The sequence below is a fragment of the Hydrogenophaga sp. genome (genome assembly GCF_026125785.1).
Lineage (GTDB): Bacteria > Pseudomonadota > Gammaproteobacteria > Burkholderiales > Burkholderiaceae_C > Hydrogenophaga.
Window position 1 is genome coordinate 237,203 of record NZ_JAHCKL010000003.1, and the last position, 24,599, is coordinate 261,801.

At 69.0% G+C, this 24,599-nt stretch carries 19 protein-coding genes; 10 read left to right on the forward strand and 9 right to left on the reverse strand.

Translation table 11 applies throughout. From position 1 onward, the window contains the following. The 4 genes from KIT53_RS05120 to KIT53_RS05135 all read left to right on the forward strand — a co-directional run bounded on the left by KIT53_RS05120 (position 1) and on the right by KIT53_RS05135 (position 9,312). Positions 1–366 carry a response regulator gene (locus tag KIT53_RS05120; RefSeq protein ID WP_297748651.1) on the forward strand — a complete coding sequence of 122 codons (366 nt, stop codon included), beginning with the start codon at positions 1–3 and terminating at the stop codon, positions 364–366. A 27-nt stretch (positions 367–393) separates the two neighbouring features. Then, positions 394–936 carry a chemotaxis protein CheW gene (locus tag KIT53_RS05125; RefSeq protein ID WP_297748653.1) on the forward strand — a complete coding sequence of 181 codons (543 nt, stop codon included), beginning with the start codon at positions 394–396 and terminating at the stop codon, positions 934–936. A gap of 67 nt (positions 937–1,003) precedes the next feature. Continuing rightward, positions 1,004–3,259, forward strand: coding sequence for a methyl-accepting chemotaxis protein (locus tag KIT53_RS05130; protein ID WP_297748656.1), 2,256 nt, complete (start codon positions 1,004–1,006; stop codon positions 3,257–3,259). Positions 3,260–3,282: 23 nt separating this feature from the next. Then, a complete protein-coding gene (locus KIT53_RS05135) occupies positions 3,283–9,312 on the forward strand; it encodes an Hpt domain-containing protein (RefSeq protein WP_297748659.1) in 6,030 nt (2,009 codons plus the stop codon). A gap of 31 nt (positions 9,313–9,343) precedes the next feature. Here the strand turns inward: KIT53_RS05135 and KIT53_RS05140 are convergent, their stop codons facing one another. Further along, positions 9,344–11,437 (reverse strand): TonB-dependent receptor, encoded by a 2,094-nt coding sequence (locus KIT53_RS05140; protein ID WP_297748662.1) that lies wholly within the window; start codon positions 11,435–11,437, stop codon positions 9,344–9,346. Positions 11,438–11,714: 277 nt separating this feature from the next. After that, the gene (locus KIT53_RS05145; protein ID WP_297748970.1) at positions 11,715–13,784 is read right to left on the reverse strand and encodes a PQQ-dependent dehydrogenase, methanol/ethanol family; all 2,070 of its coding nucleotides are present in this window, start codon (positions 13,782–13,784) and stop codon (positions 11,715–11,717) included. A 301-nt stretch (positions 13,785–14,085) separates the two neighbouring features. Here KIT53_RS05145 and KIT53_RS05150 point away from each other — a divergent pair, with 301 nt between their 5' ends. Next, positions 14,086–15,303: a helix-turn-helix domain-containing protein gene (locus KIT53_RS05150; RefSeq protein WP_297748666.1), complete on the forward strand. Its 1,218-nt coding sequence runs from the start codon at positions 14,086–14,088 to the stop codon at positions 15,301–15,303. Positions 15,304–15,317: 14 nt separating this feature from the next. Here the strand turns inward: KIT53_RS05150 and KIT53_RS05155 are convergent, their stop codons facing one another. From KIT53_RS05155 to KIT53_RS05180, 6 genes are all read right to left on the reverse strand, one after another. After that, positions 15,318–16,052 (reverse strand): lysophospholipid acyltransferase family protein, encoded by a 735-nt coding sequence (locus tag KIT53_RS05155; RefSeq protein WP_297748668.1) that lies wholly within the window; start codon positions 16,050–16,052, stop codon positions 15,318–15,320. After that, complete coding sequence (locus KIT53_RS05160) at positions 16,052–17,377, reverse strand: dihydroorotase (RefSeq protein ID WP_297748671.1); 1,326 nt, start codon at positions 17,375–17,377, stop codon at positions 16,052–16,054. Before KIT53_RS05160 ends, KIT53_RS05155 begins: the two co-directional genes overlap by 1 nt. Positions 17,378–17,714: 337 nt before the next feature. Next, positions 17,715–18,674 (reverse strand): aspartate carbamoyltransferase catalytic subunit, encoded by a 960-nt coding sequence (locus tag KIT53_RS05165; protein ID WP_297748674.1) that lies wholly within the window; start codon positions 18,672–18,674, stop codon positions 17,715–17,717. Between the two features lie 2 nt (positions 18,675–18,676). Further along, positions 18,677–19,198, reverse strand: a complete 522-nt coding sequence (pyrR, locus tag KIT53_RS05170; protein WP_297748677.1) for a bifunctional pyr operon transcriptional regulator/uracil phosphoribosyltransferase PyrR — start codon at positions 19,196–19,198, stop codon at positions 18,677–18,679. Next, positions 19,195–19,596: a Holliday junction resolvase RuvX gene (gene ruvX, locus KIT53_RS05175; RefSeq protein WP_297748680.1), complete on the reverse strand. Its 402-nt coding sequence runs from the start codon at positions 19,594–19,596 to the stop codon at positions 19,195–19,197. Before ruvX ends, pyrR begins: the two co-directional genes overlap by 4 nt. Next, positions 19,589–20,176 carry a YqgE/AlgH family protein gene (locus KIT53_RS05180; protein WP_297748683.1) on the reverse strand — a complete coding sequence of 196 codons (588 nt, stop codon included), beginning with the start codon at positions 20,174–20,176 and terminating at the stop codon, positions 19,589–19,591. The genes ruvX and KIT53_RS05180 overlap by 8 nt, the downstream gene beginning before the upstream one ends. Before the next feature lie 66 nt (positions 20,177–20,242). Here KIT53_RS05180 and KIT53_RS05185 point away from each other — a divergent pair, with 66 nt between their 5' ends. Continuing rightward, complete coding sequence (locus KIT53_RS05185; protein ID WP_297748686.1) at positions 20,243–21,736, forward strand: deoxyribodipyrimidine photo-lyase; 1,494 nt, start codon at positions 20,243–20,245, stop codon at positions 21,734–21,736. A gap of 36 nt (positions 21,737–21,772) precedes the next feature. On the opposite strand, the gene KIT53_RS05190 is transcribed toward KIT53_RS05185, so the two are convergent. Then, a complete protein-coding gene (locus KIT53_RS05190) occupies positions 21,773–22,420 on the reverse strand; it encodes a glutathione S-transferase (RefSeq protein WP_297748689.1) in 648 nt (215 codons plus the stop codon). Between the two features lie 109 nt (positions 22,421–22,529). Between KIT53_RS05190 and KIT53_RS05195 the strand changes: the two genes are divergently transcribed. The 4 genes from KIT53_RS05195 (at position 22,530) to KIT53_RS05210 (ending at position 24,501) form a co-directional block, all read left to right on the forward strand. Continuing rightward, positions 22,530–22,916: a DUF2946 domain-containing protein gene (locus tag KIT53_RS05195; RefSeq protein WP_297748691.1), complete on the forward strand. Its 387-nt coding sequence runs from the start codon at positions 22,530–22,532 to the stop codon at positions 22,914–22,916. Positions 22,917–23,022: 106 nt separating this feature from the next. Then, on the forward strand, positions 23,023–23,508 hold the full coding sequence (locus KIT53_RS05200; protein WP_297748694.1) for a copper chaperone PCu(A)C: 486 nt from the start codon (positions 23,023–23,025) through the stop codon (positions 23,506–23,508). Between the two features lie 73 nt (positions 23,509–23,581). Then, the gene (locus KIT53_RS05205) at positions 23,582–24,055 is read left to right on the forward strand and encodes a copper chaperone PCu(A)C (RefSeq protein ID WP_297748697.1); all 474 of its coding nucleotides are present in this window, start codon (positions 23,582–23,584) and stop codon (positions 24,053–24,055) included. Positions 24,056–24,099: 44 nt separating this feature from the next. After that, complete coding sequence (locus KIT53_RS05210; RefSeq protein ID WP_297748700.1) at positions 24,100–24,501, forward strand: hypothetical protein; 402 nt, start codon at positions 24,100–24,102, stop codon at positions 24,499–24,501. Positions 24,502–24,599 lie beyond the last annotated feature (98 nt).

Genomic DNA, 24,599 nt, shown 5'->3' on the forward strand with positions numbered 1-24,599 from the left:
ATGCCCATTCGCAAGATCCTCGTGGTCGATGACTCCAAGACCGAACTGATGGTGCTCTCCGACCTGCTGGGAAAAAACGGCTACACCGTGCGCACCGCTGAGAATGCGGACGAGGCCTTTCGTCGGATCGGGGAGGAAAAGCCCGACTTGATCCTGATGGACGTGGTGATGCCCGGTCAGAATGGTTTTCAGCTCACGCGTGCCATCACGCGGGACCCGCAGTTCTCGAGTATTCCGATCGTCATGTGCACCAGCAAGAACCTGGAGACCGACCGTGTATGGGGCATGCGCCAGGGCGCGCGCGACTACGTCACCAAGCCGGTCAACGCGGAAGAGCTGCTGTCCAAGATCCGGGCGCTCGGCTGAAGGCTGCCTTGTTCTGAACAGACCCTAATGGCCAACCGTCAGTCCCTCAAGGAGCTCCAGGAACGATTGGCCCAGCGCTTGACGGTCGCCAAGACCGAAGCCGTCACGGCAACCTGGCTCGCGGTGGAGGCCGCAGGCCAGCGGTACCTGCTTCCGCTGGTGCAGTCCGGTGAGATCTTTCCCTGGTTCCCCGTGCAGCGGGTGCCCTACACCAAACCCTGGTACGCCGGGGTGGCCAGCCTGCGCGGCGGCTTGCATGGCGTGGTCGACCTGGCGGGACTGGTGGCCGGGGCCCTGGGGAGCGAGCGGCCCGTCTCCGGGGCGGAACGCGTCACCTCCGAATCGCGTCTGGTCAGCCTGCACGCCGCACTGGGCATCAATGCGGTGATCTGGATCGATCGCCTGCTGGGTTTGCGCAACCCCGCCATGTTCCATGCCGTTGGCGCCAGCCCACCGGGCGCGCCGGGCTACTTCACCCGTTCGCTGGTGGACCTGCAAGGACAGTCCTGGCAGGAACTGGACCTGCAGGCCCTGGTGGCCGAACCCGAGTTCCTCGCGATCGCGGCCTGATGGTTCAGGCCCTCGGTGCGACGAGGCGCTTTCTGTCGTTACGTTTTCTGTTGGAAGGTTGAAACACATGGCCATGCTTGATCGATTCCAAGGTCTCTTCAAGAAGAAGGCCGGTGACGACCCCGATCTCGCGCTCGCCTCCGATCAGGAGGTCGCGGAGTTGGCGGCGGCGCGTCTGGCACCGGTCATCTCGAACGACGGTTTCCTCGGCGGCGCCAGCACCGAGGACGACGACGACGGATCGGATGGCGCCGCGGGCCTGGTGTCCGTGCCGCTGCTGGGCCGCCGTCCGGCCGAGCAGCACCAGCGCACGCTGGCCGTGCTGCTGGCGTTCGGCCTGGTGGTGCTCGGTTCGGTGACGCTGTTTGCCCTCAGCCAGACCGAGCGTGTCGGTCAGCAGGTGGCCGCCAGCGGCCAGGCGCTGATGCAGTCGCAGCGGCTGGCCAAGAGCGTGTCGCAGGCGCTGGTGGGCAGCGCCTCAGCCTTCCCGGAAGTCCGCGAAAGCTCGGACGTGCTGGTCCGCACGGCGCGCGGCCTCAAGCAGGGCGATACGGACATGGCGCTCGATGCGCTCGCGCCCCAGTACGCCGCGGGCCTCGACGAGTTGATGCCCCGCATCGAGCAGGCCGAGCGCAACGCCTCGACCGTGCTGGCGCAGCAGAACACCCTGACCCAGGTGGGCAACGCGCTGCGCACCATCAACCGCCAGTCCTCGGACCTGCTGGAGATCGCCGAGACAGTGTCCTCGCTCAAGCTGCAGCAGAACGCGCCGGCGGCGGAGATCTCCGCATCGGGCCAGCTCGTGATGCTCACGCAGCGCATCGGCAAGTCGGCCAACGAATTCCTGACCATGGAAGGCGTGAGCCCGGAGGCGGTGTTCCTGCTGGGCAAGGACCTGAACTCGTTCAAGGAGATTGCCGAGGGCCTGCTCAAGGGCAGCGACGAGCTGCGCCTGCGCGCGGCGTCGGACGCGCAGGTGCGCGAGCGCCTGGAGTCCCTGCTCAAGCTCTACGAAGAGACCCGCGTGGAGGCTGGCGCCATCCTGGGCAACCTGCAAGGCCTGGTGGCTGCGCGCGAGGCGCAGGCCGGCATCGTTGCCGACAGCGAACCGTTGCGCCTGGGTCTGGAGAAGCTGCAGAGCGAACTGTCCTCCCGTTCCGGTCTCGGTGGCGGCGAGGTGCTTGCGCTGGCTCTCTCGGCGCTGTTCGCGCTGCTGTGCGCCGCGGGCCTGGCTTATGTGCAACTGCAGGACAGCCGCCAGCGCCAGGCGGCCGCTGAAAACCAGCGTCTGGCCGCCGAGGCGCAGCAGCAGGACGCCAAGCGGGTCAACGACGCGAACCAGGCGGCCATTCTGCGGCTCATGAACGAACTCCAGACGGTGGCTGAAGGCGACCTCACGCAGGAAGCCACGGTGACCGAGGACATCACCGGCGCCATCGCCGACTCGGTGAACTACACGGTGGAGGAACTGCGTTCGCTGGTGGGCAACGTGCAGGCCACGGCCACCCGCGTGGCACAGACCACGTCGGCGGTGGAAAGCACGTCCACGGAACTGCTCGCCGCGTCCACCGAACAGCTGCGCGAGATCCGCGAAACCGGCCAGTCGGTGCTGGACATGGCGCAGCGCATCAACCAGGTGTCCGGCCAGGCGCAGGAGTCGGCCTCGGTGGCCCGCGCCTCTCTGCAGGCCGCCGAATCCGGCCTGCAGGCGGTGCAGAACGCCATCGGCGGCATGAACGCGATCCGCGACCAGATCCAGGAGACGTCCAAGCGCATCAAGCGGCTGGGTGAGTCTTCGCAGGAGATCGGTGAAATCACGGAGCTGATCTCGGACATTACCGAGCAGACCAACGTGCTCGCCCTCAATGCCGCCATCCAGGCCGCGTCCGCCGGTGAAGCGGGCCGGGGCTTCTCGGTGGTGGCGGAAGAAGTGCAGCGCCTGGCCGAGCGTTCTGCCGACGCCACGCGCCAGATCGCCGCGCTGGTGAAGGCCATTCAGACCGATACGCAGGATGCGGTGGCCGCCATGGAGCGCTCCACGCAGGGTGTGGTCGAGGGGGCCAAGCTGTCGGACAACGCCGGTACGGCGCTCTCCGAGATCGACCGCGTGTCGCGACGCCTGGCCGACCTGATTGAACAGATCTCCGCCGCCGCGTCCCGCGAGGCCGATTCGGCCAACGAGGTGGCCGGCAACATCCAGCACATCTTCGCGGTGACCGAACAGACCGGCGAAGGCACACGTTCCACAGCGCAGCAGGTGCGTGAACTCTCGGCCATGGCCGAGGAACTGCGTCAGTCGGTGGCGCGGTTCAAGATTGCCTGACGCCCCTTAGGACCAGACCCGGGATGACCATGTTCGACAACGCCGCCGAGACCGACAGCCAGCCGATGGACACGGTCGCCGACCTCGGGCCGCTGGCCTGGGTTTTCGATGAACTGCGCAAGTCCCTCGATGGGGCCAACAAGGCCATCAGACGCTTCGTGCGCGAGACCGAGCAGTCGCGCCACAACGACCTTGAGGCGGTCGACCCCGGTTCCCTGCGCCTGGCTCGCCAGCAGTTGCACCAGGCCGTGGGTGCGCTGGAGATGGTGGGCCTGGGCGCGCCAGCCCAGGTGCTGCGTGCCATGGAGGCGGCGGTGCAGCGTTTTGTGCAGCGTCCCAACACCTGCACCGAGGATGCGGCCGCCAAGGTCGAGCGCGCGAGCTTCGCGATGGTCGAGTACCTGGAGGCGGTGCTCAACAACAAGCCGGTGCAGCCGGTGGCCCTGTTCGCGCAGTACCGCGAGGTGCAGGAACTGGCCGCGGCCGAGCGCGTGCACCCCGCCGACCTCTGGCCGTTCGAGCACCGCGGTATCGACGTGGGCGCGCCCGCCGACGTGGCGCCGCTGCAGGGCAATCCGGCCATGCGCTCGCTGTTCGACCGGCTGGTGCTGCTGGTGGTCAAAACCCAGAGTCCGGCCGCTGCGCAGCAACTGGCCAAGCTCAGCGCTGGCCTGAGCGCCGGGGCGGACGACGCGCGCGTGCGCACCTTCTGGCGCGTCTGCGCCGCCCATTTCGAGAGCGTGGCGCAGCGGCTGTTGCCGTCCGACCTCTACGTCAAGCGCGCGGCCTCGCGCATCCTGCTGCAGTTCGCGGGCCTGGCCCAGGGCAAGAGCCAGGTATCGGAGACGCTGCTGCACGACCTGCTTTTCTTCTGCGCCCAGGCCCATGGCGCCACGGCCGAGGCGGCGCCGCATCTGACGGCGGTGCGCCAGGCCTTCGGCCTCGGACAACAACCGGCGGTGGACTACCACCAGGCCACGCTGGGCCGCTACGACCCGGCGGTGCTGGCGCAGGCGCGCAAGCGCATCCACGCCGCCAAGGAGGTGTGGTCGCTTTTCTCCGGCGGGGACACCACGCGCGCGCGCCAGGTGACCGACCAGTTCAGTCTGATCGGCGACTCGCTGCTCAAGCTGCATCCGGCCAGCACGCGCCTGGCGCAGGCGCTGGTGAAGGCCGCGGACCACGCGGTGCACGAAGCCGCCGGCGTGAGCCCGGAACTGGCGATGGAGGTGGCCACCACCACGCTGTACCTGGAAGCCGCCTTCGAGGACTTCGACCCCAGCGCACCGGAACTTACCGAGCGCACCCAGGCCCTGGCCGAACGCCTGGAGGGCGTGCTGGCCGGCGAGCACGCGCGCCCGCTGGATGCCTGGATGGAGCAGCTCTACCGCCGCGTGAGCGACCGCCAGACCATGGGCAGCGTGGTGGGCGAGCTCAAGGTGTCGCTGGGCGAAGTGGAGAAGTCGCTCGACCAGTTCTTCCGCGCGCCACAGGAAAAGGCAGGCCTGCACGTCGCCGTTTCGCAACTGGCCCAGATGCGTGGTGTGCTGTCCGTGCTGGGCCTGGAGCAGGCCGAACACACCGTGGCGCGCATGCGCAACACGGTGGACCAGATCCTCGACACCGAAGTGGATGAAGCCATGGCCCGCGAGGCCGGCACCTTCCAGCAACTGGGCAACAACCTCAGTGCCTTGAGCTTCCTGGTGGACATGCTCAACTACCAGCCCGCGCTGGCCCGCAAGCTGTTCGTGTTCGATGAGGAAAAGGGCGAACTGCTGCCACTCATGGGCCGCTCCGAGGGTGCCCGGCCGCTGCCACCGCCTTCGCACGCCGACGCGCGGGCGATCAGCGATGGCGTGGCGCGCGTGGTGGAAAGTGTGCAAGGTGGCGCCAGCCTGGCCGACCTCAGCCTGCAGCTCGACTCGCTGGCCGAACAGGCGTCGCTCGCGGAACAGTCCGGCGTGGCGCGCGCCGCGCGCGAAGCCGCCGAGGCGGTGGTCAGCCACAACGCGGCCGCCGGAGCGCAGGCGCTGGTGGGCCTGACGGAGACCGCTCCGCTGGTGCCGGCCGAACCGCAGCCCGCAGCGCTTGCGGCCGAAGACAACGACGAAGACGACCTGCTCGACATCTTCCTGGAGGAGGCGCGCGAGGTGGTGGCCAATGGCCTGGACGCGGTCTCGCACCTGCAGGAGCATGCGGGCGACCTCGAATACCTCACCACGCTGCGCCGAGCTTTCCACACCCTCAAGGGCAGTTCCCGCATGGTCGGGCTGGACGAGTTCGGTGAAGCCGCGTGGGCGATGGAGCAACTGCTCAACACCGTGCTGGCCGAACAGCGTTCGGCCCATCCACCGCTGCTGACGCTGGCTGGCGAGGCCATGCAGGCCTTCGGCCGCTGGGTGGGCGACATCGCGGCCCGGCGTGCCGAGGCCTGGCGCTCGCAGCCTTTCCGGGCCAGCGCCGAGGTCCTGCGCGAGCAGGGCCAGTACCTGCCGCTGGCCTTGCCGCCCCAGGGGCTGGCGGAGGTTCCCGACGATGCCGTGCCCGCCGAGGATGGGCCGCCCGGCGTGCCCGATCTGGTGTTCGACCTCGAACCCCAGCCCGAATCCGAGGTCTCCCTGCCCGAGGCAATGCCCGAGGCCGTCGCACCCACGCAAGCCGTGGAGCCCGACTTCAGCTTCGACCTGGATGCACTGGCCCAGCCTGCGCCGGCTTTGCCCGAGGCCGAAGCGGCGGTGCCCGAGCCGGTGGTGCAGGAGTCTGTGGGCGAATGGCCCGAGGTCGCCGATTTCCCGCCGACCGATCTGCAGTTCCTGCCGGAAGAACCGGCGGTTGCAGCGCCGAGTTCCGAGGCGCCGCCCCTGCTGGCCGACATCGACTTCGACCTTCTGGCCAGCGCGCCCGCCGAAGCGCCCGCACCGGTGCCGCAGGAGATGGAAGCGGCTGTGCCCGAACCCGAGCCCGAGCCGGTGGCCGCCGAGCCCGAGGTGGCGCCAGCGCTGACCGCCGAGTCCCTGCTGCCGGAGGCCGGCGAGCCGCAGGTCTCGGCCCCCGCGCCACTGGAGGCGGAGGCCATGCCCGACGACCAGACGCGCGTCATCGGGCCGCTGCGCATCGCACACAAGCTCTACAACGTCTACCTCAACGAGGCCGACGAATGGTCGCGTCGCCTCAACACCGTGCTGGGCGAGTGGGCGCTGGAACACCATGAGCCGGTGCCCGAACAGGCCGAGGCTCTGGCGCATTCGCTGGCCGGCAGTTCGGCCACCGTCGGCTTCGATCCGCTGTCGCAGATCGCGCGCGCGTTGGAGCACGCCATCGAAACCGTGGCGCTGCACCAGCAGGAAGGCCATGCGGCCACGCCCGAGCAGGCGCAACTCTTCGTGCAGGCGGCCGATGACATTCGCCGCCTGCTGCACCAGTTCGCGGCCGGCTTCCTCAAGGAGCCGCACGCCGAACTGCTGGAGGCCCTGCACCGGGTGGTGCACGAGCCGCCTGCGGCGATCGTCGCCGAAGCGCCGGTCCCCGAGGTCGAGGACACTGCGGTGGCCGAAGCGGTGTCGCCGGTGCTGCCGCTCACCGGTTTCGAAGCCACCACCAGCCACGGTGAACTGCTGGAACCCTTCATTGCGCCACAGCCCGATGCCGAGCGAGCGCCGAGCGCACCGGTGCAGGACATCGACGACGACATTGACGTCGTCGACACCATCGACGTCGACCTGTTCCCGATCTTTGCCGAAGAGGCGATGGAACTGCTGCCGCAACTCGCGGGGGCATTGCGGCAATGGGTGGCGCGGCCCGACAACGGCAGCGCCCGTGCCGAGGTGCTGCGCAACCTGCACACGCTCAAGGGCAGTGCCCGCTTGGCGGGTGCCCTGCGCCTGGGTGAGATGGCGCACCGCATGGAGACCACGGCCGAGCGGCTGGGGTCGGACGTGCAGCGCAGCGCCGACCTGGAACCGCTGCAGACCGCTTTCGACGCGATCAGCGCGCGCTTCGAGGTGCTGCGCCATGCGGACGCCCATCCCGCGCAGGACGTGGTGCAAACCACCCCCGAGCAGTTGGGCGCACCCACTGCGGCTCCCTTGTTGGATGAAGAGGTGCCCGCGCCCGCAGCCGAGAGCCCGGCCATCGCCGACGCCAGCCCGGCCGGCCTGAGCGGACTGCAACTGCCGCAGGCCCCGACGCCCGTCCAGATCCGCGCCGGTGCGGCGGTGCGCGTGCGCCCGGAACTGCTCGACCGGCTGGTCAACCAGACCGGCGAGGTCATGATCACCCGCTCGCGCATGGAGGCCGAACTCGTCACGCTGCGCGGCTCGCTCAAGGACCTCACGGGCAACCTCGACCGCCTGCGCCAGCAACTGCGCGACATCGAGCTGCAGGCCGAGACGCAGATGCAGTCGCGCCTGGCCCAGGCGCGCGATGCCGACCAGTCGTTCGACCCGCTGGAATTCGACCGCTTCACGCGCGTGCAGGAACTCACCCGCATGATGGCCGAGTCGGTGAACGACGTGGCCACCGTGCAGCGCAACCTGCAGCGCGCCGTGGAAGCCACGGAAGACAGCCTGGTGGCCCAGGCGCGGCAAACGCGCGAACTGCAGCGCGACCTGCTGCGCACGCGCATGGTGGAGTTTGAAGGCATCTCCGAGCGCCTCTACCGGGTGGTGCGGCAGGCGTCCAAGGAAACCGGCAAGCAGGTGCGCCTGGACATCACGGGCGGCAACATCGAAATGGACCGTGGCGTGCTCGATCGCATGACCGCTGCGTTCGAGCACCTGCTGCGCAACAGCGTGGTGCACGGCATCGAGGCGCCCGACGTGCGGCAACAGGCCGAGAAGCCGGCCGAAGGCCAGATCGAGATCCGCCTGGTGCAGGAGCTCAACGACGTCTCCGTGGTGTTTTCCGACGACGGTGCCGGCCTGGACCTGGACCGCCTGCGCGACAAGGCGCAGACCCTGGGTCTGGTGGCACCGGGCACCGCGCTGGGCGACGATGAAGCCGCGCACCTGGTGTTCGAGCCTGGCATCAGCACCGCGCGGGAAGTGTCCGAACTGGCGGGCCGTGGCATTGGCATGGACGTGGTGCGCAACGACGTGGTGGCCTTGGGCGGCCGCGTCGAGATCGAAAGCAAACGTGGCGAGGGCGCGAAGTTCACCCTCGTGCTCCCATTGACCACCGCCGTCACCCAGGTGGTGATGCTGCGCGCCGGTGCGCTCACCGTGGGCGTGCCGTCCAACCTGGTGGAGGTGGTGCGCCGCATTGGCAACGAAGACCTGGGCCGCGCCTATGCCAGCGGTGCCCTCAACCTGGGTGGCGAGGACGTGCCCTTCTACTGGGCTGGCGCCCTGCTGCAGTCCTCACCGGCCTCGCAGGAAACCCACGGACGCACCCAGCCGGTGGTGATCTTCCGAAGCGCCGCACAACGCGTGGCCCTGCACGTGGACGAGGTGCTGGGCAACCAGGAAGTGGTGGTGAAGAACCTGGGCTCTCAGCTCTCGCGCCTGCCAGGCCTGGCCGGCATGTCGGTGCTGGCCTCGGGTGCGGTGGTGCTGATCTACAACCCGGTGGCGCTGGCCACCGTCTACGGCGGCCAGGTGCCGGCCTGGATCGCCAGCCAGCAGCGCCATGCCAGCGCGTCCTCGCTGGCGACGGAGACCAGCGGGGAACTCGACGTCAGCACCGTACCCCTGGTGCTGGTGGTCGACGATTCCATCACCGTCCGCCGCGTGACCCAACGTCTGCTGCAGCGTGAGGGCTACCGTGTCGTGCTGGCCGCCGACGGCCTGCAGGCGCTGGAGAAGCTGCAGATGGAGCGGCCAGCGGTTGTGCTGTCGGACATCGAGATGCCGCGCATGGACGGTTTCGATCTGGTGCGCAACATCCGCAGCGACGTGCGGCTCTCCGACCTGCCGGTGATCATGATCACCTCGCGCATTGCGGAGAAGCACCGCGAGCATGCGCGCGAACTGGGTGTGGACCACTACCTGGGCAAGCCGTACTCGGAAGACGAACTGCTGGCCTTGATCGGCCACTACGCCAAGGTAGAGGTGTAGTCCGGAAGGAGCACCACTGGGCGGCGAGGGATCAAAACCCGCGCCGGACCACCTCCACGCCGACGAACACCGCTCTGCGGCCACCGGGCTCGAAGTACCGACCATTGCCTTCGTTGACGATCACCGAACCGGCGTGGCTGCGGTCGGTCAGGTTGTCGATCCGCAGGAACTGCCGCCAGGTCCATTCGCCGCGCTGCTGTTCGAAACGCACCCCGGCATGGAACAGCGTGGCCGGCTCGGTGAAGTCGGTGTTGCGGTCGTTCACCGCCATGCGGCCGGTGTGCACCGCTTCCAGGGTGAACACGCTGCCGGCCCAGCCAGGTGTCCAGGCCAGTTGCAGCCAGGCCTGCTGCCGTGCCAGGCCGGGCATGCGGTTGCCCGCGGCCACGGGCGTGTTGGGTGCCGCGCACGGCGTGGCGGTGCAGGTGAGAAAGCCGTCGCGGTAGCGCGCGTCCATCCAGGTGTAGGCCGGCGTGAGGGTGACCTGCTCGCCCCACTGGAACAGGCCCGAGAGTTCCAGGCCATGGCGGCGCGTGCGGCCGGCGTTCTGGAAGGTGGAGCGGCCACCGGTGTTGGAGAGCACCACGATCTCGTCGCGCGTGCGGGTCTCGAACAGTGTGGCGCTCCAGGTGCCCCAGGTATGGCGGCCTCGCAGGCCGGTTTCCGCGCTCAGGCCGCGCGCCGCGGCCAGGGAAGGGTTGAGACCGCTCTGACCGGAAGTCCGGTAGGCCACCTCGTTGAGCGTCGGCGTTTCGAGGCTGCGCCCCAGGCTGGCGAAGGCCTGCAACCGCGGGGTGATCGCGTGGCGGATCCCCAGCACCGGGCTGAAGCCGTTGAAGCGCACGCTGCCGCTGTCGTCGGGATTGCCGGCGACCATGTAGCGGTCGGCCGAGCTCAGGCGCACGCGGCTGTGCCGCAGCCCGGCGGTGAAGGTGCTGGCCTCGCTGCGCCATTCGGCCTGCGCATAGGGGTCCAGCGTGGCCGCACGGTTGGTCTCGTCGCGGCGCAGCCGGCCTTGCACGCCCAGCGTGGTGCCGACGAAGTTTTCATAGCCCAGCCGCTGTTCGCTCTGCCGGTCCATGGCCAGACCGGCGCTCACGGTGAGGCGGCCCGTGCCCAGATCACGGTCGTGTCGCCAGCGCGCGTTCCACCCCCAATAGTCGCGCGCCAGGTCGATCACGCCGCCCGCGCTGCCCGGTGGCGTCTGCGCGCCAACCGGGATGGCCTGGAACTGCCGCACGCTGCGCTGGCCGCCATACCCCATGAGCTCGACGCGGTGGCCACCGCCCAGCGACTGTTCCCAGGCCAGGCCGAGCTGGCCTTGCGCCACCGTCTTGCGGGTATCGAACTGCGTGGCCGCCGCCGTGGTCTGGCCCGGGTCGGTGTCGAACTCGGCGCGGGTCAGGCCCAACGGATCTTGCGCGCGGCTGTCCTGCCGGTTGAACAGGATCACGCTGCGCCCGCCCTCGTGCGCGCGCGCCAGCTTCAGGTTGATGGTGGTGCGCATGGCGGCGGACTGGGGTCGTTGCCCGTCGGTGCCAAATCGGCCGGCATCGAGCACATAGGACCAGCCGGGCTGCTCGGGCGTGCCGGTGCGCCCGCTGAGCTGGGAGGACAGGCGCCAAAGGCCATCGGCGCCGGTGGCCATGCCCGTGCGCCATTCGCCCTGCGGCAGGCCGTCCTGCGTGTACAGCGCGATCACGCCGCCGGCCGATGCGCCGTACAGCGCGGAGAAGGGGCCGCGCACGACCTCGATGCGGTCGGCGCTGCCCAGGGGGAAGTTGGCGGCCTGCCCCTGGCCGTCGGGCGCACTCGCGGGTATGCCGTCGACATAGAGACGCACGCCGCGCACGCCGAACGGCGCCCGTGCGCCGTAGCCGCGCGAGGCTATCTGCAGATCTTGCGCGTAGTTCTGGCGGTTGCGCACCACCAGGCCGGGCACGCGCCCCAGGCTCTCGGACAGGTTGATCTGCAACTGCCCGGCGCGCAGCTCTTCGCCATCCACCACATCCACCGAGCCGGGCGCGAGCCAGACCTGTTCCCAGGCGCTCTCGCCCGTGACGACGACCGGCGCCAGGGCGCCGGCAGGAACCTCCTGCGCCCCGGCAGGCCACGCCCAACCCAAGATCAACGCACCCCAGACAAGCCAGCACGCGGCCACCGGGCCTCCCCAAGGCAGGCTTCGACCCCTCGGGAAACCGTGACCCGCGCAGCGGTGGAGCTTGGGGGCCATGATCCACCGCAGGGCCGCCCCAAGGAGGATCATCCACCCCCTCGGGGGGCAGCGACCCGCGCAGCGGCGGAGCGTGGGGGCCATGATCCACCGCAGGGCCGCCCCAAGGAGGATCATCCACCCCCTCGGGGGGCAGCGACCCGCGCAGCGGTGGAGCGTGGGGGCCTTCTCACTCTTTCGGCCGAATGGCATCGGCCGTGCCCTGGATGAATGCCTTGATTTTCTGGACATCGTCCGGCGAGAGCTTACCGGTGAAGTCCGGCATGCCGCGCGCCATGGCCGGACCCTTGAAGACGAACCTGTCGAGGTTGTCGATGAAGGCCGCGTCCATGTAGCCCAGGTTGGGAATGTTGCCGCCACGGTCTACGCCCGGTACGCCATGGCAGAACACGCAGTTGCTGACGTAGAGCGCGGTGCCTTCGGGCACATGCGCAGGGTCGTACTTCACACCAGCGACCAGCTTGCCCAACTGCACTTTCACGAAGGCGGGTGCCTGTGCCTTGCCGCCGATGGCGAAGGTGTAGACCGTGCCGGGTCCCTGGCGGTCGGTGGCGCGCTGGGCCAGACCGTACACGCCACCCCAGCCCACGGCGATGGAGACGTACTGCTTGCCATCGACCAGGTAGGTGGAGGGCGCGGCGATCACGCCGGTGCCGGTGGGCGTTTCCCACAGCTTGTCGCCGGTGGTGGCGTTGTAGGCGATGAAGCGCCCGTCGGCCGTGCCCTGGAAGACCAGGTTGCCGGCGGTGGTCAGTGTGCCCCCGTTCCACGGAGAGATCTGTTCCTGCGTCCAGCGCGCCTCCTGCTTCACCGGGTCCCAGGCCACCAGGCGGCCGAAGGGCTTGCTGGCAGGCGGTTCGACGTTGGCGAAGGTGGCCAGATTCCAGCCCATGTTGCTGTGCGGCTCACCCGGCCGCACGCCGTTGAACTTCCAGTCCTTGTTGTCCATGAGGGTGAGCGGCACGCTTTGCACCGGCATGTAGGCCAGGCCGGTCGCGGGGTTGTAGGACATGGAGTGCCAGTTGCGCGCGCCAAAGGCGCTGGGGATGATCTCGCGCGGCCGGTCGGCGGTGCGCGCAATGGCCGTCTCGATCGGCCGGCCGTTCTTGTCGTAGCCGCTGGCCCAGTTCACATCGACGAAGTTCTTGGCCGAGATGAACTTGCCGTTGGTGCGGTCGATGACGAAGAAGAAGCCGTTCTTGGGGGCATGCAGGATCACCTTGCGAGGCTTGTTGTCGACCTTGATGTCGGCCAGGATCATGGGCTGCGTGGACGTGAAGTCCCAGTTGTCGCCCGGGGTCTCCTGGTAGTGCCAGACGTACTTGCCGGTGTCGGGGTTGAGCGCGACGATGGACGCGAGATACAGGTTGTCGCCGCCGGCCGGGCTGCGCTTGCTGCGTGCCCAGGGCGAGCCGTTGCCGGTGCCCACGTACATCAGGTTGAGCTCCGGGTCGAAGGCCATGGCGTCCCAGGCGGTGCCACCGCCGCCGGCTTCCCACCACTTGCCGGCCGGGTCCCAGGTCTTGGCGGCGCGGGCCATGGACTCGTCCTCGAAGGGCTTGGACGGATCGCCCGGCACGGTGAACCAGCGCCACTTCTGGTCGCCGGTCCTGGCGTCGTACGCGGTGATGTAGCCGCGCACGCCGTACTCGGCGCCGCCGTTGCCGATGATCACCTTGCCCTTGAACACGCGTGGCGCGCCGGTGATGGTGTAGCTGAAACGCCGGTCGATGATGGTGTCCTTCTCCCACACCTTGGCGCCGCTGGCCGCGTCCAGCGCGATCAGCCGGCCGTCGTACGACGCGACGAAGACCTTGCCCTCGTACAGCGCCACGCCGCGGTTGACCACGTCGCAGCAGCCCTTGTAGCCCGCTTCGCGCGGCACCTGGGGGTCGAAGGTCCACAGCCGCTGGCCGGTGCGCACATCCACCGCGTGCACCACGCTCCAGGAGGCCGTGACGTACATGATGCCGTCGACCACCAGCGGCGTGGCTTCCACGCCGCGCGTGGACTCCAGGTTGTAGGACCAGACCAAGCCGAGCTCCTTCACGTTGCCCGCGTTGATCTGGTTCAGCTTCGAATGCCGCGTTTCGGCGTAGTCCAGGCCATGGCTGGGCCAGTCGTGCGTCTGCCGGGCATTGCCGCGGATGAAGGCGCCATCCACCTTGCCGACGGCGGCTTTGATGTGCTGCGGCGAGCCTTTGGCAGGTGCCTGGGCCTGAGCGGTGCCGGCAAGCATCAGCGCAGACAGCAGGCTGAGAAGCACGCGGCAGGACGCCGCGGCAAGCGGGATCGGTTTCATCTTTCTTGTCTCCTGGTACGGCCCGCGTGGCGCGGGCCTGTGGTGGGGCCAACCCGGACGGGCGCAGGCCCGGTCCAGCATGGGCATCTTCGGCATCCGCCTGCGTGCGTTCACCTTCGGGATTTCCCTGAAGCCAAAGTGTTCCGGCGTGGAACACATGCCCCTCGCAGGAGCAGGGCTAACCCGTATACAGCCCGTGCCCAGGGGTCGGATACTGCCCGCTGGAGACAACAGAACCATGCCCCACGCGCCAGACGACAGCCCGGCGTTGACGCCGCGCCAGCTTTTTTTCCAGACCGCCGAGCAGCGCACCGCGCTGGCACGCCAGCGCTTCTTCGACGAAGGCACACGGCCCTCGGGACTGGTGGGCGAGGCGGTGATCCAGTCCTGGCTGCGCTGCACGTCCGAACGCCAGGACCCCCGCAAGCTGGTGAGTTTTGAGCAGGTCTCGCGCAGCCGCGCGCACGCCAGCCTCAACCGCAACCGCCAGCTCCTGCAGGCAGGCAACCTGGAACTGCACCACATGGAGGCCGCGCTGCGCGGCACCGACTGCCGCGTGCTGCTGACCGATGCGCATGGCGTGGTGATCCACGCCACCGACATGCCGCCTCCGCGCGAGCAGCCGCTGCTCAAGACCGCGTCGCGCGTGGGGGTGAACATCGCTGAGAGCCACATCGGCACCAATGCGCCAGGCATCGTGGTGCGTACCGGCGAAGCCTGCACCGTCACGGGCGCCGAGCATTTTTTCCAGTGCCTGCAGACCGTGCACTGTGCGGCCGCGCCCATCCGCGACATCCATGGCCAGCTTGCGGGTGTGCTGGACATCTCCATCGAGGCCGGACGTTTTGCCTTTGACGCCGCGGCCCTGGTGGGCATGTACGCCACCACCATCGAGAACCGCCTGCTGCAACTGCAGTCCACCGAGCACCTGGTGCTGCAGTTCCAGGCCAGTCCCGCGCTGCTGGGCACGCCGATGGAGGCACTGGCCGGCATTGGTGCGGACGGGTGCGTGCTCTGGCTCAATGGCGTGGCGCGCCGCCTCACGGGCTGCCGTACCCATGGCCAACCTGCCGTGGAGGACGCTTTTGGTGCCACGCTGGCACAACTGCTTGCGCTGACCCGCCACGATCATATGCACACCTTGCACCTCCCCAGCGGGCTGGGCGTGTGGGTCAAGGCCCGCCTCACGGCCCGTGACGGCGCCGACCCTCGGCACTCGGTGCCGGTATCGCCTTCAGCGCCCGCACCCGCCACCTCGCCAGAACCCGGGCCAGAGGACGCGCCCGACCACGCGGCCCCCGCGACGCTGCTCGACCACGAGCAACGCCTCATCGACACCACGCTGGCCGCCTGCAAGGGCAACATCGCCAAAGCCGCCCGTGCGCTCGGGGTCTCGCGTGGGATGCTGTACCGGCGCTTGCAGAAGGGTGAGGCGCCTGTGTCCAAATCGCCTTAGCAGGGCTTGCACGCTCAGCCCAGCAACCGCTCCACTTCGCCGCGCAGGTCCGTGGCCCAGGCGCGCCGGTCCCGGCCGCTGGCATGCTGGGGTTCGCCGTAGCGCACCTCTGCCCGCACGCCGCTGGCGCACAGGGTGGCCCAGATGGAGCCAAGCAGGGTGGTGTCGCCCACGAAGACGGGCGCATCGTGCAACCTCCCGTGGCGGCTGTCGATGAAGCGCAGCGCCACCGGCTGAACCGGCGCGTTGGCCGAGATGGCGGATTGCAGCAGGTTGGCGTGGAAGGGCAGCAAGGTGCGCCCGTCGCTGGTCGTGCCTTCGGGAAACACCGAGAGCACGTCGCCTTCGCGCAGGCGTTCGGCCATGTGGTGCACCACGCGCATGGCATCGCGCCGGCTTTCCCGCTCGATGTAGAGCGTACCCGCGCCGGTGATGAGCGAACCCAGCAGCGGCCAGTGGCGCGCGTCCGCCTTGGAGACGAAGCGGCTGGGCCGCGCCGCGTTCATGACCAGGATATCCAGCCAGGAGATGTGGTTGGCGACCTGCAGCAGCGGCCCTTGCGCTTGCGGCGTGCCGTGCACCACCAGTTCCACGCCCATGATGCGCAGCATCTGGCGCGACCATTCCCGCACCAGCAGTTCGGTCTGCGGTGGCGTCAGGCGGCCGAACTCGGTGCGGATGATCCACAGCCCGCGCACGACGTGGGCGGTGGCCCGCACCACACGCCAGAGCGCGCGCAGCGCCTTCATCACGCGTGAACGGTCCGCTCGAATTCAGCGGCCTGGTAAGCCAGCTGTCCGGCCACCAGCGTGGCGCGTACGCTGGCGGGCAGCTCATGGCCGCCAAAGGGCGTGTGTTTGCCCTGGCTGCGCAGCGAAGCGGGCTGCACCGTCCAGGGCGTGCTGGCGTCGAAGATGCAAAGATCGGCCACGCCGCCGACGGCGATGCGGCCCACGCTGGCTTGCAATGTGCCCAGACTGGCGCCCAGCACGGCCTGTGGTCCGCTGGTGAGCACCGTGAGCGCCTGCATCAGGCCCAGGCCATCCTGCTGCGCCCACTTGCAGGCCAGGCCCAGCAGCAGTTCGATTGCGGTGGCGCCGGGCTCGGCCTCGGCGAAGGGCAGGGTCTTGGCATCGCTGTCCACCGGGTTGTGGTCGGAGACCAGCGCGTCGATCGTGCCGTCGGCCAGGCCGGCGCGCAGGGCGTCGCGATCGCGTTGCTGGCGCACCGGCGGCTGCAGGCGCAGGCGGCTGTCGTAGAAACCGATGTCCACGTCGGTCAGGTGCAGGTTGTGCACGCTCACGTCGCAGGTGACGGGCAGGCCCTCGGCCTTGGCCTGGCGCACCAGCGCGAGCCCGGCGGCACTGCTGACGCGGCAGAGGTGCACGTGGGCAGGTTCCCGGGCGCCCCGCATCAATTCGAACAGCGTGTGCAGCGCGATCGTTTCCGCGGCGGCGGGAACGCCCGCCAGGCCCAGGCGCGTGGCCAGCGGGCCGCTGGCGGCCACGCCCTTGCCGAGCCAGAAGTCCTGTGGCCGCAGCCAGACGGTGTAGCCAAAGGTGCCCGCATACTGCAGCGCCCGCTGCAGCACCTGGGCGTTGACGATGGGCACCTCGGCCTGGCCGAAGCCGATGCAGCCCGACTCGGTGAGCTCGGCCATCTCGGTGAGCACCTCGCCCTGCAGGCCGCGCGTGAGCGCGCCCAGTGGGAACACGCGCGCCAGGTGCAGCTTTTCGGCGCGGAACTTGAGCATGTCCACCAGGCCCGGCTCGTCCAGCACGGGGTCGGTGTCCGGTGGGCAGACCAGGGAGGTCACGCCACCGGCCACGGCGGCGGCCATCTCGCTCTCCAGCATGCCGGCGTGCTCCTGGCCAGGCTCGCGCAGGCGCACGGCCAGGTCCACCAGGCCCGGCGCCACCACGCAGCCCCGCGCATCCAGTGTGCGGCTGGGATGAAAGTCGGCCCCCACGTTGCCGATCGCGATGATGCGCCCGGCGGCAATCGCCACATCGGCCAGTTCGTCACGGCCACTGGCCGGGTCCATCACCCGCCCGTTTTGAATCAGGATCTTCATGTGCTTACCTTGTGATGCGAGGTTTCATCGCCGGACCGCCTTGAGGGCAGCGACCCATGAAGCGGCGCAACGTGGGGGCCACCGACCCCGCCGCCGGGCCGCCCCCAGGCGGGGTCAGCCCCCTCGGGGGGCAGCGACCCGCGAAGCGGCGGAGCGTGGGGGCCACCGACCCCGCCGCCGGGCCGCCCCCAGGCGGGGTCAGCCCCCTCGGGAGGCAGCGACCCGCGCAGCGGCGGAGCGTGGGGGTCAGGGACCCCGCCGCCGGGCCGCCCCCAGGCGGGGTCAGCCCCCTCGGGGGGCAGCGACCCGCGAAGCGGCGGAGCGTGGGGGTCATCCCTCATGCTTCATTTCCCGCGACGATGCTCATCACCGCCATGCGCACCGCGATACCGTAGGTGACTTGCGGCAGGATCACGCTCTGCGGCCCGTCGGCCACGGCCGAGTCGATTTCCACGCCGCGGTTGATCGGGCCGGGGTGCATGACGATGGCGTCCGGCTTGGCCCAGCGCAGGCGCTCGGTCGTGAGGCCGAAGCTTTTGAAGAATTCCTGGCTGGACGGCAGCAGCGCTCCGCTCATGCGCTCGTTCTGCAGCCGCAGCGCGATCACCACGTCGCAGCCCTTGATGCCTTCCTCCAGCGTGTGGCAGACGCGCACGCCCATATGGGAGAGGTCGCCCGGCACCAGGGTGCGCGGACCGACCACCCGCACGTCCGGACAGCCCAGGGTGGTGAGGGCGTGGATGTCGGAGCGCGCCACACGCGAATGCAGCACGTCGCCCACGATGGCCACCGAGAGCTGCGTGAAGTCCTTCTTGTAGTGGCGGATGGTGTACATGTCGAGCAGGCCCTGCGTGGGGTGCGCATGGCGCCCGTCGCCGGCGTTGACCACATGCACGTGCGGCGCCACGTGCTGGGCGATCAGGTAGGGCGCGCCCGATTCGCTGTGGCGCACGACGAAGATGTCGGCGGCCATGGCGCTGAGGTTGGCGATGGTGTCCAGCAGCGATTCGCCCTTGGCGGTGGAACTGCGCGCGATGTCCAGGTTGATCACGTCCGCCGAGAGCCGCGTGGCGGCGATCTCGAAGGTGGTGCGTGTGCGGGTGCTGTTCTCGAAGAACAGGTTGAATACGCTCTTGCCGCGCAGCAGGGGCACCTTCTTCACCTCGCGGCTGCTCACGCTCACGAAGTTGGCGGCGGTGTCCAGGATCTGCGTGAGGGTTTCGCGCGAGAGTCCTTCGGTGGAGAGCAGGTGGATGAGCTCGCCGTTCTTGTTGAGCTGGGGGTTGCGTTGCGACACGTTCAGGCTTCCTTGTTTTCCAGCACGAAGCTCAGGCGACCGGTGGCGCCGTCGCGCGCGAGTTCGAGCGAGTGGCCATCGGGCACCTGCACCCGTGCGGCGCACACATTGGCTTCGATGGGCAGTTCGCGCCCACCGCGGTCGACCAGCACGGCCAGCCGCACGCTGGCGGGCCGACCGTAGTCGAAGAGTTCGTTGAGCACCGCGCGCAGCGTGCGCCCGGTGTAGAGCACGTCGTCGACCAGCAGCACGTGCGCGCCGTTGACGTCAAAGGGCAGGGCGGTCTGCGCGCTGGAAGCCAGGCCGCGCTGCGCAAAGTCGTCGCGGTGCAGGCTGGAGGAGATCACGCCGGCCGGCCCGCTCAGGCCGAGGTCGCGCTGCAGGCGCTCGGCCAGCCAGGCTCCACCCGAGGTGATGCCGGCCAGGACCAGCGGCCGGGTTGGCTCGGCCATCAGCGCGCGCACGCCTCGCAGCAACTCGGCATACAGCGTTTCGGCGTCTGGCAAGGGGGACGGTGAACTCAAGGCAGGCTCCTCAGAAACTGTTCCAGGATGATGCAGGCGGACGCCGCATCGGCATCCTTCGCGCCCAGGCTGTGTGCTTCGGTCGTGCTGTAGCGCTCGTCCACCTCGAACACCGGCAGGCCATGGCGCCCACGCAACTGGCGCGCGAACTTCTGCGCGCGCGCGGTGTTCTCGTGGGCGGCGCCGTCGGGGTGGTAGGGCACGCCGACCACGAGCGCATCGGGCTGCCATTCTTTCAGGCGCTCGGCGATCCTGGCAAAACGCGCGTCGCCCTCGGCGGCAATGGTGGCTTGCGGCGTCGCACTGCGCGTGAGGCGGTTGCCCGAGGCCACGCCAGTGCGCTTGAGGCCGAAATCGAAGGCCAGGAACAACTGGCAGTGCGGCGGGACGTCAGGCATGGCCTGCGTCCGGCGAGAGCATCCAGGGTTGCAGGCCCAGCAGGGCCATGGCGCGTTCGTAGCGTTCGGCCACGGGCGCGTCGAAGATCAGGCTGGGATCGGCTTGCACGGTGAGCCAGCTGTTCTCCGTGATTTCGGATTCCAGTTGCCCCTGGCCCCAGGAGGCGTAGCCCAGCGAGACGAAGACCTTGCGCGGACCTGCGCCCGAGGCCATGGCTTCCAGCACGTCCTTGGAGGTGGTCATCTCCAGGCCGCCTGGGATGGACAGCGTGGACGCGTACACCGATTCGCCCTCGCCCGAGACGGCCTCGTGCAGCACGAAGCCGCGCTCGGTCTGTACCGGGCCGCCCTGGAAGACCGGCTGCGTGGCGAGGTCGTCGCGGCCCATCGGCAGATCGACCTTTTCGAACAGTCGGGGCAGGAGGATGTCGCTGGGCTTGTTGATGACCAGGCCCAGCGCGCCGCGCTCGCTGTGCTCGCACATGAACACCACGCTGCGGCCGAATAGCTCGTCGCTGAGGCCGGGCATCGCAATCAGGAAGTGATTGGTCAGGTTGATGGAGGCAGAATCAGCGGACATGGCGGGATTTTAAGCCGCCCGTCTCGCCGGGCGACGCACGCCGGCCGCAACGCCTGCCTCCGCCTCATGAACCATTTCGACAAGGGCCTGATGTGGTTTCGCCGCGACCTGCGCGCGCAGGACAACGCGGCGCTCTACCACGCGCTCAAGACCTGCCGGCAGGTTTGGTGCGTGTTCGTGTTCGACGACGACATCCTGGACGACCTGCGCCAGCGTGGCCTGGTGGCGGACCGGCGGGTGGAGTTCATCCGCGAATCGCTGGTCGAACTGGACGAGCGTCTGCGCGCACTGGCGCAGGAGCATGGGGTGGCCGGTGCCGGCCTCATCGTTCTGCAGGGGGCGGCCCGGCAGGTGCTGCCGGCGTTGGCGCAGCAGCTGGGCGTGCAGGCGGTGTTTGCCAACCACGACGACGAGCCGGCCGCGCTGGCGCGCGACGCGCGCGTGTTCGGGGATCTCGCGCACGCTGGCATTCTCATGCACAGCCACAAGGACCATGTGGTCTTCGAGCGGCGCGAGGTGCTCACACAGGCCGGGCACGCCTTTGGCGTGTTCACCCCGTACAAGAACGCCTGGCTCAAGGCGCTCACGCCCTTTCACCTCAAGGCCTATCCGGTGGCGCGTTACGCGGGAGCGCTCGCGGCCCGGCCGCAGGAGCTCGCGCGGCCCGCTCCTGCGCTGGCGGATCTGGGCTTTCAGTCCACCAACCTGGCGCAACTGGCGCTGCCCACTGGCGAGAGCGGCGCCCAGGCCCTGTTCGAGGACTTTGTCGAACGCATCGATCGGTACGATGAAGCGCGCAACTTTCCCGCCGTAAAGGGCCCGAGTTACCTCAGCGCCCACCTGCGCTTTGGCACGCTCTCCATCCGGCAGGCGGCTTCGCTGGCCTACCAGATGCACCTGCAGGGCATCACCGGCGCCAGCACCTGGCTGTCCGAACTGGTGTGGCGCGACTTCTACCACCAGATCCTGGCCAACCACCCGCACGTGGTGGACAAGGCATTCAAGTCCGAGTACGACGCCGTGCGCTTCGAGCACGGCAAGCACGCGCGCGAGCAGTTCGCAGCCTGGTGCGAGGGCCGCACCGGCTACCCGCTGGTGGACGCGGCCATGGCGCAGATCAACCAGACCGGCTACATGCACAACCGCCTGCGCATGGTGGTGGCCAGTTTCCTGGTGAAGGACCTGGGCATCCACTGGCAATGGGGCGAGCGCTACTTCGCCGACCACCTGATCGACTTCGACCTCGCGGCCAACAACGGCGGCTGGCAGTGGGCGAGTTCCAGCGGCTGCGACGCCCAGCCCTGGTTCCGCATCTTCAACCCGGTGACGCAGAGCGAGAAGTTCGACCCGCAGGGCAAGTTCATCCGGCGCTACCTGCCCCAGCTCGCCGGTCTGCCTGACCAGGCCATTCATGCCCCCTGGACTGCCAACGAGATCGAACTCGCCGCCGCCGGCGTCACGCTGGGCAAGGACTATCCCTTGCCGATGGTGGATCACGCGGTGGCGCGGGAGAAGACGCTGCAGCGGTATGCGGTGGTGAAGAACCCTGGCAAGTTGTGAGGGCGTTTTTGTGCTTTGCGCTGCCTCTTTCGCCAGCTATCCCTTGACCCGCCGCAACATCAACGCCGTGTTCTCCTTGCGGTCCGCATTCACCCGCTGCACCGAGGGGCGCTCTCCCAGTTTCTGCAGGTACTCGCGCACCGGCAGATCGGCCAGGAAGTCGCGGCCGTAGATCGCTTTCGTGGCGCCGCTGACGACCGGCAGGTGCACCGCGCCGGCGCAGTCGGCGAGGGTGAAGCTGCCGCCCGCGAGGAAGGGCTCGAAGCGGGCCAGCCTGGCGAAGGCCGCGATGTTCTTTTCCAGTTGAGGCCCGATCTTTTCCTTGGCGGCGTCGCTGATCCGACCGCCGAAGAAGGCTTCTGGATACAGGTTGCGCGCGACCAGTTCCAGGTGCAGTTCTAAGTAGCGCACCAGTTCCCGCACCTTGGCCGCGGCGAACGGGTCCACCGGGATCAAGGGCCGCTGCGGATAGGCCGCCTCCAGGTAGTCGAGGATGACGGTGGACTCGGAGATGGCGCCACCGCCGTCGGTCTTGAGGTAGGGCACCTTGCCCAGTGGGCTGCAGGCCTTGTCGGTCTCGCCGACCCAGGCCAGTTCTTCCTCGAAGGGGATGCCTTTTTCGAGCAGGGCCAGCTTGACCTTGTTGTAGTAATTGCTGGCCGAGAAGCCGCAGAGCGTGGGCATGGGTGTCTCCTTGTGGTGGTCGCGGGTGCGTCGCCGCATCCTAGTGGGCGGCTTGCCAGGGCAGCGTCGCTCAGTTGACGCGCCACCCTGGCTGATAAACTCGTTGCCCATGCCGTTCTCCCGCGTCACCCGCCGTATCGCTGCCTGGCTGGCCATGCTTGCCATGCTGGTGGGCACGCTGGCGCCCACCGTGGCGCAGGCGGTGGTGTCGGCACGGGACGATGGCTCGGGCTGGCTGCAGGTCTGCTCTGCCAGCGGCATGGTCTGGGTGCGCGCCGATGGCGCGGCACCAGACAGCGCCGACGGCAAGTCCCTTGCCGATGCGCCGCGCCATTGTCCCTGGTGCAATCCGCACGGCGCCGCCGGCCTGCCGCCGGCGCCGCCGGCCCTGGTGCTGCTCTCGCCGCGCGATGCCGTGCCTGCGGTGCAGGTGGTTTCCGCCGACGTCCAGAGGGAATGGCCCGGCGCGCGTTCCCGGGCTCCGCCGCAGGCTTGAAGTCGTTCACCGCCGTGCTCCGGCCTGCGTGCCGGCGCGGCTTCCCAGCCCGGGCCTGATGGAGGCCCGCGTGCTACCCGACCTCATTGCCTTGCAGGACAGCTCCATGAAACAACTGCTTCTCTCTTCCCTGATCGCCTTCGCCGCCACCACCTCCTGGGCCCAGGCCTCCGTCGACGTCAAGGACCCCTGGGTGCGCGCCACCGTCGCGCAGCAAAAGGCCACTGGCGCCTTCATGCAGATCACATCGTCCTCCGATGTGCGGATCGTCGAGGCCCGCTCCCCCATTGCCGGCGTGGTGCAGATCCACGAGATGAGCATGGACGGTGGTGTGATGAAAATGCGCGAGGTCGCGGGCGGCCTGAGCCTGACCGCCGGCAAGCCGGTGGAGCTCAAGCCCGGCGGCTACCACGTGATGCTGATGGACCTCAAAGGGCAGGTGAAAGCCGGCGACGTGGTCCCGCTCACGCTGGTGCTCGAAGGCAAGGACGGCCAGCGCAGCACGCTGGACGTCAAGGCCACGGCGCGTGCACTGGGCGGCGGCGCGGCGCCTGCGGCCGGCGCGCAGGACCACGGCAAGCACAAGCACTGAGGCCATGGGTCTGCGTCGTTCCGCGCCCGGTACGGGCGCGGAGGTGTCGTCGTTCGCGCGGCGATGCCTCCTGTTGACGTGCGTCTCTCTGACGTTCACGGGTGGTGCCATGGCCCATGGCTTCAAGGCCGGGGACCTGCGCATCGACCACCCTTATGCCACGCCGACCGGGCCTGGCATGCGCACCGGCGCGGTGTACCTGCGCGGCATCCAGAACCTGGGTCGCCAGGGCGATCGTTTGGTGGGAGCGAGCACGCCCCGCGCCGGCCATGTGGAGATCCAGCAGGTGCGTCTGGAGGGTGACATCGCGCGCATGCATTCACTGCCAGCGCTGGAATTGCCTGCGGGCGAGACGGTCGCCTTGCGCCACAACGCTGCGGACGGTGCTCACCTGATGCTGCTGGATCTGACCCAGCCGCTGGAGGACGGCCAACGCTTTCCAATCACGCTCCGGTTTGAGCGAGCGGGTGAACGCGAGGTCATCGTGTGGGTGCAGACCCCGCGTGCCCGTGGTGCCGCAGCCAACCCCGGCGCACACGCTCACTGAGTGCCACACTCATGCTGCCACGCTCGTGCCTCCGCCCGTATGGCATGCCGCCGATTCGACCACGGCGCTGGCTGCATGCCTGGCTGGCGGCCTGCATGGCGTTCGTGGCCCTCCAGGGCGTCCTGGGGGCGTGGTTGGTGCCGCGCATCGCCGGTGCCGAAGTCGTCCAGGTCTGTACCGCACAAGGCATGCGGTGGGTCGTGGTCTCGGATGCCAGCGGAGAACCTAACGATCTGGCGCCCGAGGGCACGGCGGCACTGGGTCAGCCTTGTGTATGGGTGGGTGTTTCGGGGGCGCCCGAGCGCGTGGCGGGCACCCCGTGGCAGCGCCTGCTGCCAGCGCAGGCCACGCCGCTGCCGGATTGGCGCATCTGGCAGCCACCTGGTAATCCCCGGCGCGTGCTGCTGATGTCAGCGATGCGCGCACCCCCCTCGAACGTGGCCTGAACCGCCCGGCCGGCTCATGTGGCCGCCGGCATTTCCCATTCGTCCATGCCGGACCGCGCGGAGTTTCCCGCGAACGGTACCGCATGGCCTGTTCAGCT

Bases quoted from the DNA above. Each gene is read 5' to 3' on its own strand.
- KIT53_RS05120 (WP_297748651.1), top strand. From the start codon at position 1: ATGCCCATTCGCAAGATCCTCGTGGTCGATGACTCCAAGACCGAACTG.
- KIT53_RS05125 (WP_297748653.1), top strand. From the start codon at position 394: ATGGCCAACCGTCAGTCCCTCAAGGAGCTCCAGGAACGATTGGCCCAG.
- KIT53_RS05130 (WP_297748656.1), top strand. From the start codon at position 1,004: ATGGCCATGCTTGATCGATTCCAAGGTCTCTTCAAGAAGAAGGCCGGT.
- KIT53_RS05135 (WP_297748659.1), top strand. From the start codon at position 3,283: ATGACCATGTTCGACAACGCCGCCGAGACCGACAGCCAGCCGATGGAC.
- KIT53_RS05145 (WP_297748970.1), bottom strand. From the start codon at position 13,784: ATGCTTGCCGGCACCGCTCAGGCCCAGGCACCTGCCAAAGGCTCGCCG.
- KIT53_RS05150 (WP_297748666.1), top strand. From the start codon at position 14,086: ATGCCCCACGCGCCAGACGACAGCCCGGCGTTGACGCCGCGCCAGCTT.
- KIT53_RS05155 (WP_297748668.1), bottom strand. From the start codon at position 16,052: ATGAAGGCGCTGCGCGCGCTCTGGCGTGTGGTGCGGGCCACCGCCCAC.
- KIT53_RS05160 (WP_297748671.1), bottom strand. From the start codon at position 17,377: ATGAAGATCCTGATTCAAAACGGGCGGGTGATGGACCCGGCCAGTGGC.
- ruvX (WP_297748680.1), bottom strand. From the start codon at position 19,596: ATGCCTGACGTCCCGCCGCACTGCCAGTTGTTCCTGGCCTTCGATTTC.
- KIT53_RS05180 (WP_297748683.1), bottom strand. From the start codon at position 20,176: ATGTCCGCTGATTCTGCCTCCATCAACCTGACCAATCACTTCCTGATT.
- KIT53_RS05185 (WP_297748686.1), top strand. From the start codon at position 20,243: ATGAACCATTTCGACAAGGGCCTGATGTGGTTTCGCCGCGACCTGCGC.
- KIT53_RS05190 (WP_297748689.1), bottom strand. From the start codon at position 22,420: ATGCCCACGCTCTGCGGCTTCTCGGCCAGCAATTACTACAACAAGGTC.
- KIT53_RS05195 (WP_297748691.1), top strand. From the start codon at position 22,530: ATGCCGTTCTCCCGCGTCACCCGCCGTATCGCTGCCTGGCTGGCCATG.
- KIT53_RS05200 (WP_297748694.1), top strand. From the start codon at position 23,023: ATGAAACAACTGCTTCTCTCTTCCCTGATCGCCTTCGCCGCCACCACC.
- KIT53_RS05210 (WP_297748700.1), top strand. From the start codon at position 24,100: ATGCCGCCGATTCGACCACGGCGCTGGCTGCATGCCTGGCTGGCGGCC.